Origin of the sequence: Paraburkholderia azotifigens (assembly GCF_007995085.1) — a bacterium.
GTDB lineage: Bacteria > Pseudomonadota > Gammaproteobacteria > Burkholderiales > Burkholderiaceae > Paraburkholderia > Paraburkholderia azotifigens.
The window spans coordinates 37,113-48,724 of the sequence record NZ_VOQS01000005.1 but is presented as its reverse complement, the minus strand read 5'-3'; the positions used below and the strand labels follow the sequence as shown (position 1 = coordinate 48,724).

General features: G+C 61.3%; 3 protein-coding genes. All 3 read right to left on the bottom strand.

Translation table 11 applies throughout. The annotated features are described in order from the left end of the window. Positions 1 to 33: 33 nt before the first annotated feature. The 3 genes from gspG to FRZ40_RS46280 all read right to left on the bottom strand — a co-directional run bounded on the left by gspG (position 34) and on the right by FRZ40_RS46280 (position 10,744). Positions 34 to 486, bottom strand: a complete 453-nt coding sequence (gspG, locus tag FRZ40_RS31960; RefSeq protein ID WP_420873909.1) for a type II secretion system major pseudopilin GspG — start codon at positions 484 to 486, stop codon at positions 34 to 36. 80 nt (positions 487 to 566) lie between these two features. Then, positions 567 to 8,885, bottom strand: a complete 8,319-nt coding sequence (locus FRZ40_RS31955) for a discoidin domain-containing protein (RefSeq protein WP_205019819.1) — start codon at positions 8,883 to 8,885, stop codon at positions 567 to 569. 1,580 nt (positions 8,886 to 10,465) lie between these two features. After that, the gene (locus tag FRZ40_RS46280; protein WP_420873931.1) at positions 10,466 to 10,744 is read right to left on the bottom strand and encodes a DUF3331 domain-containing protein; all 279 of its coding nucleotides are present in this window, start codon (positions 10,742 to 10,744) and stop codon (positions 10,466 to 10,468) included. Positions 10,745 to 11,612 lie beyond the last annotated feature (868 nt).

The following is an 11,612-nucleotide window of genomic DNA, read 5'->3' as shown; positions in this document are numbered from 1 at the left end:
TCGGGAGAGGACGCCGCGCATTGTCTGTTGGTGTCATTCGCTGCTGATGTCGGCGTCTTCCCCAGCGCCGCCTGGCTGTCCGTCGCGGCCGTAGGCGATCACCGCGTAGTCGCCCTTGGCGCCCGGCACCTGATAGACGTACGGATGTCCCCACGGATCGAGCGGGACCTCCTTCTTCAGGTACGGCCCGGCCCACTTGTCCGCACTCGCCGGCTTGACGACGAGCGCCTGCAGACCTTCTTCCGCGGTCGGAAAACGGCCCACGTCGAGCCGGAAGTTGTCGATCGCCTTGGTGAGAACGTCAATCTGTGCGCGGGCCACGGTCGCCTGCGACTTGCCCAGTTGCGAGAAATAGCGCGGCCCGACGATCGCCGCGAGCATCCCGATGATGACGAGCACCACCAGCAATTCGAGTAGCGTGAAGCCCCGTGCCTTGCCAGCGCCCAGTGCGCCGCCCGTGTTCAACATGTCTTTCCGATACAGCATCGCTACTATCCTTGAAAGAGCAGGTGCCCCCGGTTCGGGGCCCGGCTTGTGTTGCAGACCTCTTGCGGTACAGCAGGACATTACCAGCCGATACCCAGCACCATGTGCTCAGGGTTCGGTGCGTACACCGTCGAACTTGCGTTGGCGACGTCGTCGTAAGCAAAGCCATAGGCCAGCCCGCTTACGCCGTGGTCATGCCAGAACCGAGCGTACTCATTCGACGGCGACGCCGCGTACCACGCCGACGGCGTGCTCCACTTTGTCACGTCTTCCATCACGTGGCGGTTGAACGCCGCGCAGATCTGCGCTTCGATTGCCAGTTCCATCGTGTTGCCCGTCGCCAGCGCGCCGCTGCCTTCCAGGATGGCCTGCGTCGTCGGTTTGCCGACGTTGTAGAGGCCGCCAACGTATGCGCCGTTGTTTTGGTTCACCTCAGTGAAAACCAGCTGATCGTTCTGGACGCGCCCGACGAACTTGCGCGCGCCCACCGTCACGACGAGATCATTCGACGTGTAATAGCTCCACACCTGGTTGACGTATGCGTCGAAGTAGTTGCCGTTCGGCTGCCCCGCCGCGAAGCTGCTCTTGGCGGGCGCCATGATCCGGTAGTTCGTGCGCGGCACAGGCTGGAACGCGGTCGACACTTCGCTGGCGTAGGCCGCAAACAGATCCGCGCGGTGCTGCGTGATGCCTGTCTGCTGATGCCACGTGCCGTTGTTGCCGTAGATGTCCTGAGTCAACGGAAAGCCGAACTCGTCGACCTGCGTCGTATTGATGTAGATGCCGCCGTCGTTGTAGGTAAACTCGTACCAGTCGAAGTTGATATTGAGGTTCGGGTCTGTGCCGGTCTGAGGATTCGGTCCCGCGTAGCCGACATTGCCGTTCGCGTCGCTGAGGATCTTGATGTAGAGCGGACTGCCGAGCGACACGTAGAGACGGCCCGAGAACAACGGAGGCAACTGCAGCGTCTTGCTCTGTGCGAGCGTGAAGAAGTAGTTGCTGAAGTTCTGCCCGCCCGACGACAGATGGTTCGGCGCATCGTTGTCCGAGGCCGACGCCGGCGTGATCGTGCCGTCCGGTTTCAGCCACGCGAACTGGCCGGTGGCCGGATCACGCGCGATCACTGCGACATACACCTGGTCGTCCGTGTACGCGCCGTTCGTGTTGTTCACGAGGTCCACGCCGATCACGCCGGGCTTGACGCTGTACTTCGGCACGGTCGTGTTGACGGACAACGTCGCGTTGTTCGATGTCACCGTGCCACCTGGGCCGGTCACGTTCACGCTGTACACCGTGTTGTTATCCGTCGCCGCGGTGGCAGGCGTATCGAACGTGCGCGCCGTTGCGCCCGCGATGGGGGTGCCGTTGCGCAGCCACTGATAAGCGAACGGCCCTGTGCCCGACATCAGTACCGCGAAGTGGCCGGCCTGCCCGGCGGGTACAGTCTGCGTCGCCGGCTGCTCGACGATGGCCGCCTGCGGCTGCGTCGCGCTCGCGTTGTTGTACACCTCGAATTCGAACAGCGAGTAGCCGTACGGCGACGAGCGCTGGACGCCCTGCATGCGCACATACCGCGCCGTCGTGCTCGGGAACGAGAAGTCCTCCACGCCGCCGTTGCTCGCGTTCTGCGTGTAGACCGTGTTCGACCAGTCCACGTTGTCGTGCGAGACCTGAATCTGGTAGGCCTTCGCATGCGCGTTCTCCCAACGCAGCATGACGCGGTTGAAGGTTTGCTCGGAGCCGAGATCGATCGTGATCCATGCGTTGTCGACGAATGCCGACGACCAGCGCGTGTTCTGGTTACCGTCGACGGCTGCCGAGGGCGGCATGTTGCCGTTCTCGTCGCCGCTCGACGTCGCCTTGCGGTTCAACGTGAGATTCACGCTCGCAGCTTGCGGCACGAAGCCCACGCTGATGCTGTGCGCGGCTTCGACATCCGTGAACGTGTACGACGGTTGCAGGCCCACGGGCTGCCCATCGACGATCACCGAACCGACGGCATATCCCGCCGACGGCACCGCCGTGAAGGTCTGCGAACTGCCTTGAGGCACGCCCACCTGGCCCGCCGGGCTGATCGTGCCATTGGCGCCCGCGCTTGCCGTGATCGCGAACTTCGGCGTCGCGGCCGAGTTGTAGATCTCGAATTCGAACAGCGAGTAACCGTACGGCGTCGCGCGCTGCACACCTTGCATGCGCACGTACCGTGCCGTCGTGAGCGGCACATTGATCTCCTCGCTGCCGCCTTGACCCGCGCTCTGCGTGGCGATGTTCGACCACGTCGCGTTGTCGTTGGACGTCTGGATCAGATACGCCTTGCCATACGCATTCTCCCAACGCAGCACGACGCGATCGAACGCCTTCGGCTGCCCGAGGTCGACGGTCATCCACGCGTGGTCGTTAAAGTCCGACGACCACCGCGAGCCAGCGTTGCCGTCCACGGCATTGGCGGGCGCATAGCCTGCGTCCTGCGAGCCGCTTGCCGTTGCGTTCATGCCCAACGCGAGGTTAGCGCTGGTGGAACCGCCGCCAGTGCCGCCGGTGCCCCCAGTTCCCCCAGTTCCCCCAGTTCCCCCAGTTCCCCCAGTTCCCCCAGTTCCCCCGGTGCCGCCAGCTGTAGCGGCTGTTACCGTAAGGGTTGCGGACTCGCTCGGCACGCTGCCCGCAGCGTTGCTGACAACGGCACTGTATGACGCGCCGTTGTCACTCACCGTCGTAGCCGGCGTTGTGTAGCTGGGCGTCGTTGTCGTCGCAACGGGGGCGCCGTTCCTGAGCCACTGGTAGCGCAATGGACCTGCACCGCTCGCCCCCACTGTGAAGGTGGCCGTCTCGCCGGCTGTCACCGTGACAGACGCCGGCTGGGTCGTGATGACCGGCACGACCGGCTGGTTGTAGACCTGGAACTCGAACAGCGAGTAACCGTAGGCCGTGTTGCGCTGGGTGCCGTACATTCGTACATAGCGCGCCGTGACAGCCGGGAACGTGATGTCCTCGATGCCACCCTTCCCGTTCTGCTGGTCATAGGCGACGTGCGACCAGTCCACGCCGTCGTTCGACGTCTGGATCTGATACACGGTGCCGTACGCGTTCTGCCAGAACAGGATCACGCGGTTGAACGTCTTCGCTGAGCCGAAGTCGAGCTGAACCCACGACGGGTCGATAAAGGCCGACGACCAGCGCGTATTCAGGTTGTTGTCGACAGCAGCCGACGCGGGGTATGCATCGCCTTCGAGACCGCTCGACGTTGCCGTCGAGCCGATCGCGAGGTTCACCGCGGCGGCAGCCGGACCGAACGTTACGTTGATGGTGTGCGCACCCTGCACGTTGTCGAACGTATAGCTGTCGACGAGGCCGATGCTCTTGCCGTCGATCTGCACACCCGTCACAGCCGAACCAGCCGCCGGCGCGAACGTGTAGACCTGCGTGCCGCCCTGATACACCGACGTGCTGCCGTTCGGCGTGACCGTGCCGCTGCCGCTCGCGGCCGACGTCAGCGGGAACTGCGGCGTGTTGGCCGTGTTGTAGACCTCGAACTCGAACAGCGAGTAGCCGTACTGCGTCGCGCGTTGCGTGCCGTACATGCGCACATAGCGCGCCTGGGTTGCGGCGAAGCGGATGTCCTCGATGCCGCCCTTGCCATTCGGCTGCGTGAACACGTCCTGCCAGGTCGAGTTGTCCGTGGACACCTGAACTTTGTACTTCACGCCATACGAGTCCTGCCAGCGCAGCACGACGCGATCGACGGTCTGGACCGAGCCCAGGTCGACGTCGATCCACGACGGATCGATGAACGCCGACGACCAGCGCGAACCAAGATTGCCGTCTGTCGCGTTGCCCGGCAGATAACCCGCGTTTTCATTGCCGCTCGACGTCGTGACCATACCCAAGGCGAGGTTCGCGCTCGGAGGCGGCGGGGGCGGAGGCGCTCCACCAGTGCCGCCTGTACCGCCTGTTCCCCCATCGCCGCCACCGGTCGTCGCCGCCGTCACGGTCAACGTCGCTGTCGTACTCGGCACGGTGCCGCCGCCATTGCTGATCGCGACGCTGTAGGTCGCGCCGTTGTCATTAGCCACAGTCGTCGCGGGCGTGGTGTACGACGGGTTCGAGGTGATGGCCACCACCTGCCCGTTGCGCATCCACTGGAAGCTCAGCGGACCAGTGCCCGTCACCCCCACGGTGAACTTCGCGCTCTGACCTTCGGCCACAGACTGGTTCGCCGGCTGCGAGGTAATCACCGGCATCGCAGCCGATGCGCCGGACACGCACAGCGCCCAGCCCGGCGTGTTGTTGATGATGCCGGGCCAAGACTGTCCTGACGAAGCGACGAGATACGCGTCGGTCGAAGCGTTCGGCACGGGCGTCGTTGTCCAGGTGCTCCACGGCGACGGGAACGCGCACGAAGCGTAGTTCGTGCGAGCGATCGTCAACGCCTCGGCTTGCGTCGGCAGTCGCATGCCCATCGCCGCACAGTACTGTTGCGCGACCGACTGCGTGAACTGCGCGCCCTGGTCCGGGAACGTCGTGTAGTACTGCTGCCAGACGAGACTACTCACGTTGTCGCGAACATTGGGCACATACGGCCCGGACGGCAGGCCCGCTATCGTCGACTGCCACACACCGGGTTTCGCCCCCAGCAACGTGTAGCGCTCGGTGGCGCTGCCGCACTGCGGCGCATCGACGACCTGGAATTCGAACAGCGAGTAGCCGTACTGCGTCGCGCGCTGAAGACCGAGCATGCGAACATAGCGCGCCGACGTGCTCGGGAAGAAATGTGTCTCGGTACCGCCGAAACCCTGAACCGGCCCGCCGAGCATACTCGTCCAGTTCTGGTTGTCGTTCGACACCTGAATGTCGTATTGCGACGCGTACGCGTTCTCCCACACGAGCACGACCTTGTCGAACGTCTGCACGGACCCGAGATCGATTGCAATCCACGACGGGTCTACTCCCGGCGCCGACGCCCAGCGCGACGTGACCGAACCGTCGATCGCATACTGCGGCGCGAGGCCGCCATTCTGCTGACTGCTCGCCGTTGCCTTGCCGCTAAGCGCGAGATTCGAATTGTCGGCCCCGCTGACGCTGAGCGTGGCGGGCGAGCTCGGCACGCTGCCTGCGCTGTTCGTCACCGCGACGACATAGTTGCCGGCATCGCTGCCTTGCGCCCGAGAAATAAGGTAGCTCGGCGAATTTGATCCGACCGACACACCATCTCTAGTCCATTGATAAGACAACGGTGTCGAACCCGTCGCGACCACGTTCAACGTCACGCTTTGGCCGAACGGGACGCTCCCACCCACCGGTTGCGACACGATGACGGGGCGTGTAGCAACAGTGACCGTCAGCGTCGCGGTCGCCGATGCCGTGCCAGCGCTGTTCGTGACGACGACGCTGTACGATGCGCCACTGTCCGCCGTCTGCATGACGGGCGTGTCGTACACCGGTTGCGTCGCGCCAGGAATCGGCGTGCCGTTCTTCAGCCACTGATAGGTCAGCACGGGCGAGCCCGCCGCGACGACGGTGAACTCAGCACTTTGTCCAGCAGTGATGCTCTTCGACAATGGCGGCGTGACGATGGTCGGCGCGGCCGGCTGGACCACGTTCACGCTCGCTGCACGCGACGGGACCGAGCCGCTTGCGTTGGTGACCGAAACGCTGAACGTTGCGCCATTGTCGCTCGCCTGGACCGGCTGCGTCGTGTAGGTGTAGCCCGTCGCACCCGCGATCGGCGTGCCGTTCTTGAACCACTGATAGCTGATCGGCGATGCGCCCGCTGTCAGCACGGAAAACTGTCCCGTCTGACCCACCGTGATCGTCTGGTCGGCAGGTTGCGTGAGGATCTCCAACGCCGTCGGTTGCTGCGGACCGACGACGAGGTCGCTGCCGTTGAACGTTTGCGCGTCGGTGGCGGGTACGACATTGAACGAGACCGTGCCGCTCCCCAGACCCGGCGATGTCGCCGTCACGGTCACCGTGCCCGGCGTGAATTGTGTGCGCACGGCGATTTTCGTCATGCCGCCTTCTGCCGACAGATTCGCGTCGCCCGGTGCGTGATACCCCTGCCCCTGCGTCGCCGTCACGTAATGATCCGCGCCGCCTCGATAGGTGCCGGGACCGCTGACTGCGAAAGTCAGCGTCTGGCTCGCATCGGGCACGAGTACGTTATTCGCATCGACGACTTGCGCAGTGATGATGGCCGCGTCCGTTCCGTTGGCCGTCACCGCGAACACGTCGCCATTAGGCTTGGTGAGGCGCGGATCGACACTGAGCATAATGTGGTCGGTAGGGCCAGCCGTCACGAGCTGGTCTGACGCTGCAACCTGGCGGTTCGCATTGAGACATTCGGCCCGCAACGTGCCAGGCGCCCACGTGACGTTGTCCCAGTGCACCTGGCCGGGCAACAGCGTGGTGTTCTGCGTCAGGTCGGCGCTCGGGTCCATGTTCGACGGATTCGGCACCTGTTCGCCGCCGATCTGCTGACCGTTGAGCACGAGACGGACTGCGGGGCAATTGCTGAACGCGTTGATGCGCACGACGCCCGAGCGATTCCACGTATGAGCGAGCTTGACGACCGGCTTGATCTGATACGGCGTCCAGACCGCTTCGTAGATGTAGTAAAGCAGACGCGGCAGACGGTTCCAGTCCATCATCGACGCGCCATTCGAACGCACATCGACGTTGGCAACGCCATCCGTCTGGGTGTTGATTTCACCCGGGGTGTCGGCCAGATACCAATGCGCGATGCCGAACGATTTGCCGGCCACGCTGTGCACCCAGTCCCTGATGTAAGTCGCGGCGAACGCTATTTCGAAGTCGTACTTCCAGCGTCCGACGCCGTCGCCCCAGTACTCCGAGCCCCACGCCGGCGAACCCGGGAAAGTCTTCTTGACGTTAATGTCACAGCCTTGACCGCTGCAGCCGAGAATGTCGCCGTTCGCCGCGTTCGGCGTGCGATCGGCCTGCGCCCGTGTATTGACCGGGTCCCATACCTGCGACAGCGCCTTTAGGGATTGCGCGAACCCCGTGTCGGTTGCGCCGTTGTCTGCCTCCCACGCCAGCACCGATGGGTGATTCCGATCGTGGACGATCATGTCGCGATGCAGTTCTTTCTTGAGCTGCACGTTGCTGGCCGTTGTGCAGCCCGTCGTCACTGCAGACGAGCAGATATTCGCGAAGCCGTTTTCACCGTCTCCGCTTGGCTGGATCATCATGATGCCGTAGGCGTCGGCGGCTTCGAGGAAGTCGCGGCCCTGGCTCGAATGGCCTGGGCGATAGAGACTGCCGCCTGCCTGCGCGAGCAAATACAGGTCGCGCCATTGCAATTCCGCCGGCACGGCGGAGCCGAGTGCCGGATAGTCATAGCGGCCAGACGCGCCCCACAGGTAGTGCGGGTGACCGTTGATCACGGGGAAGTTCTGGTCCCACGTGAGCGTGCGAATGCCAAGCGGGCTTTCCTTCGAATCCACCACGACGCCGTCGATGCTGACCGAGTGAATAACGCGGTACATATACGGACGGCCGTACGTACTGTTGTTCGGATACCAGAGCGTGGGGTTGGCCACGGTCAGCACCTGGTCGAACAGCGTCGGGTTCAGCGCGCCCGTTGCGTTTGCAGGCAGCGTCTTCGCGTCCTCCGCGCTCGCCACGACGTTGCCGCCGGCGTCGACGATTTGCGTCGTCAGCCTCACCTGCTTGTCGGCCGAATATTCGTTGGCGACATTCGTCTGCACACGGATCGTCGCCGACGTGTCGTTGGCGGAGACCGTCGAGACGTACGTGCCCCATGTATTGAGCACCGCGTAGATGTTCTCGGGAATGTGCACGCGATCCGTGATGTGCATCCACACGGGCCTGAAAATACCGGTGTCGTCCTGCCCGAAACGGAATGCGCCGGCAAAGCTCGGCGACTCGAAAAACTTGTCGCCGCGCGCAACCTTGACGGCCAGCACGTTGTCCGTGCCGTCGAATCTCACGTAATTCGTGATATCGACAATGAACGGAATGAAACCGATCACATGGGTCGCGTCCGGGTTGATAAGGCTATTGCCGCGAATCAACTGGCCATTGATGTAGACCTGCACGCCTGTGTGGGCGCCCTCGAATTCGACCAGTATCTTCCGGCTCGCAAGCGACGCATCCAGCGTGAAGTGCTTGCGATACCAGTTGATGTTGCCTGTCAGTTGTCCTTGGCCGCCGCCCGAAGGCAGGTTGATGAACGTGTCATTGTCGGCAGGCGTCTGTGGCACGCCGATCGATTGCCAGCGGGAGTCGTCAAACGTCGGCAACATCGAGTTCGGATCGTCAGCGTCCTTGACATACTTCCAGGGTGTCGCGCCCAGGTTGATTTTGATGTGATTGGACGGCGGAAGCCTGTCACTCGCGACGCCGTAAGTCGCGATGAACATAGACAGAAACCATAGCAATGCAAACCAGACTGCGTGTTTCCCCGCAATATGCCGAAGGCGATCGCGCATCGTAATTGTCCTTCTAGTTTTTGTTCGCTTTTTCTTCTCTTCCAGGGCAATGCCTATTACCTTGGCCCAGCATCGCTTTGGATCCCCGTCTTTGATTTCTGCCCCGTCACTTCCATTCCGCCTTCGGTTCCGCATTCGTTCTTTTGCCGGTCTTCTCAAGCCGACCATCGCGAAGCGCGTCGAGTCGCAAACGTTTTCCGCCAAATCGAATTCGCGGAATCTACATCAACTCTTTCGGGACGTCATGAAGTCTTTGTCCAACTTGGGTCGTTACAGAGTAACGAGACAGGAATTAATGAAAGGCCTCATCAAAGTTGAGGACGATCGCGTGATCCGGACGGTCGAACTAGACACGCCCAACAGGGTGAGTACTTCACGGGCCAGACTGTTATGCAGTAACGCGTCGAAACTCGCATTCAAACGAGGAAAAAGCAATTCATCGTGAGCGTGGCGTCTACAATGCGAACCGCTTGGTCCGTGCGCCGGATCGCGCCGCCCTGGCTCGGCGGTCAGGTTCACCAGAGTACACATCAACCGCTCTCTTCTACGCTTGAGCGGTCGCGATAACCAGCGCAGATTATCCATCGAAAAAGGAGCCGCGTTATGCTTATCCGCCAGAGAGTATCTGAATGAGTTGGAACACCTGACGCATTCCGTCCGCGACGGGATCACAACGATCGCCATCAGTGTCAATGAAGAATCGCGCAGGCAAGATGCATATCTCGCGATCAAAACATGATGAATCGAGAGGCACGGAGTACGTCCGCGCTTTACGACTTTTTTAAGCCGACGCCTGTCGTTTTGAGCGTGCGCACCTAGGCTTGGAAAGGTCGCGCGGGTCAGGTTTCTTAAGGAAGAAGAAAACGCTCACACGATTGGCGCAGCGGGCGGTGTATTGTTCGCTCCGCTTCAGGTCAAATTGAAGGCAGCATCAACGCGGAGCCAGTTCAGCAGTGGGAACAAATACCATGATTGAGCAAGATATCATGCACGTGGAGCAGGTTTTGCGCGCGTTCGTTTTTCGATGGACACCTGATGCCACCATATTGGCTTACTGGCGCAACCGACTTTACACTCTCTTCCAATCACCGCATCTCAACGACTACCAACGTCACTGGGTTCAGGAGCTCATACATGAGCTTCACGAGTTCGAGCGACGAAAATTTGCACGACCGTGAGCGACATCCGCCTCGTCGAAATCGAACGACGCCATCAGAGATCTCCTAAATCCAAAAGCCGGGTGAACGTGCTCACAAGACTGCGTGGCGTCTCCGGCCCAGAAAATGCCGCTTCCAGCTCTCACAATAGTCCTCGCCAAATCCCGCGTTCTATGCATCCACGCAATTCAACGCCGCTTTGCGCGCGCGTGCTGTCGTCACAGGGTCGGAAATCAAAACCGTCAGTGAGGCGGATGCCTCGCTGAATGAGCGGCAGCTCGCACGCACGCATCTGACCGCGCGGTGCTGAACGGCGTCCCGTTCGAGATCAACGAACTGCCGCATCGGCACCACCTATCCGGCATGGCGACCGACGGTCCTGTACACAGCTGAGGCGAGAATCATTGTCTGCGAGTTTCGTGGCTCGACACTTGTGTATACCGGCCGGTAGACCTCATCGCCTTCCAGGATGACTGAGCGGCTGAATGGACAACGACCAGCGATTCGCGCTTTTGTGACGCGCCGGGATGATGACCGTAGAAGCACCGACCTGGCTCGCTCAGAGGACGATGAGGTGGAGTTAGTCGGCCGTTCGAGCGGTGATGCGGCTTGTAACTCCGTCACGCCTGTCATCACTGCCCGACGACAGTATCTCGAGAGTTCGATGCCACGCATCGCTGTCTCCTGCGTTGTCGCTGCTGCATATTTTCCTTACGTTGCTGCGCCATGACGTCTACCGCTTGGTTCTCCTTGACGCCCGCAACCGATCAAAAAAATCAGTATGGCGCCCGAAGATGTGGTTGCGATAGAGATCCTCCAAAAATACGAGCGCCAGCAGGCGAAAGACTCGTCATGCCAGTCTTCGATTCTCCTTACCCTTCAGTGCGAGCCTGCAATTTCTGGTCGCGCAAAAGGCAGCTCGAAAGGATGAGCGCGTCCCTTTGCAGTAGTCCCATGTTATACAGCGCGTGTCCAGAGACCGGTGCCCCAAAAGCGTTTCTGTTTTCAACCTGCCATTGTAATTTCGAGGCAAGTCACAGGAAAGATCCAAGAATGAACATATCTTCTGTAACATGAATCGACCAGCACACCTCCGGAAATCTGACTCAATCTATCTGCGAAGATGCCGTCGGCCGAGCATATTTCGTCGCGGTGCATGCACCCCAGAGAGGTAACTGAACGCGCAGGCCACGCCGCGACCGGAATCAGCATAGCCAGCTTGAAAACTCATCCGCTGACTTTTCCAGGCCACCGAAGCGGGGCACAGTGCAACCGTCGGCGGGAAATTCCGTACCAAAAGCAAAAGGGCTATTCTGATGCCGGTCTTCGGCAGATATCGTTAAGGAACCCTATTGGGCTTGACGTACGGGTCATCAGCAGGAAGGCCGCGAGCCATGGGAACATGGGTGAACAGATTCGTACACACACGAACACTAGCGGTTTCGTTGAACCTGAACGACAGAAGACGATATGCGATCAGGCGTCCGTAGCTGTCATGTGC

Bases quoted from the DNA above. Each gene is read 5' to 3' on its own strand.
- gspG (WP_420873909.1), bottom strand. From the start codon at position 486: ATGCTGTATCGGAAAGACATGTTGAACACGGGCGGCGCACTGGGCGCT.
- FRZ40_RS46280 (WP_420873931.1), bottom strand. From the start codon at position 10,744: ATGACAGGCGTGACGGAGTTACAAGCCGCATCACCGCTCGAACGGCCG.
- FRZ40_RS31955 (WP_205019819.1), bottom strand. From the start codon at position 8,885: ATGTTCATCGCGACTTACGGCGTCGCGAGTGACAGGCTTCCGCCGTCC.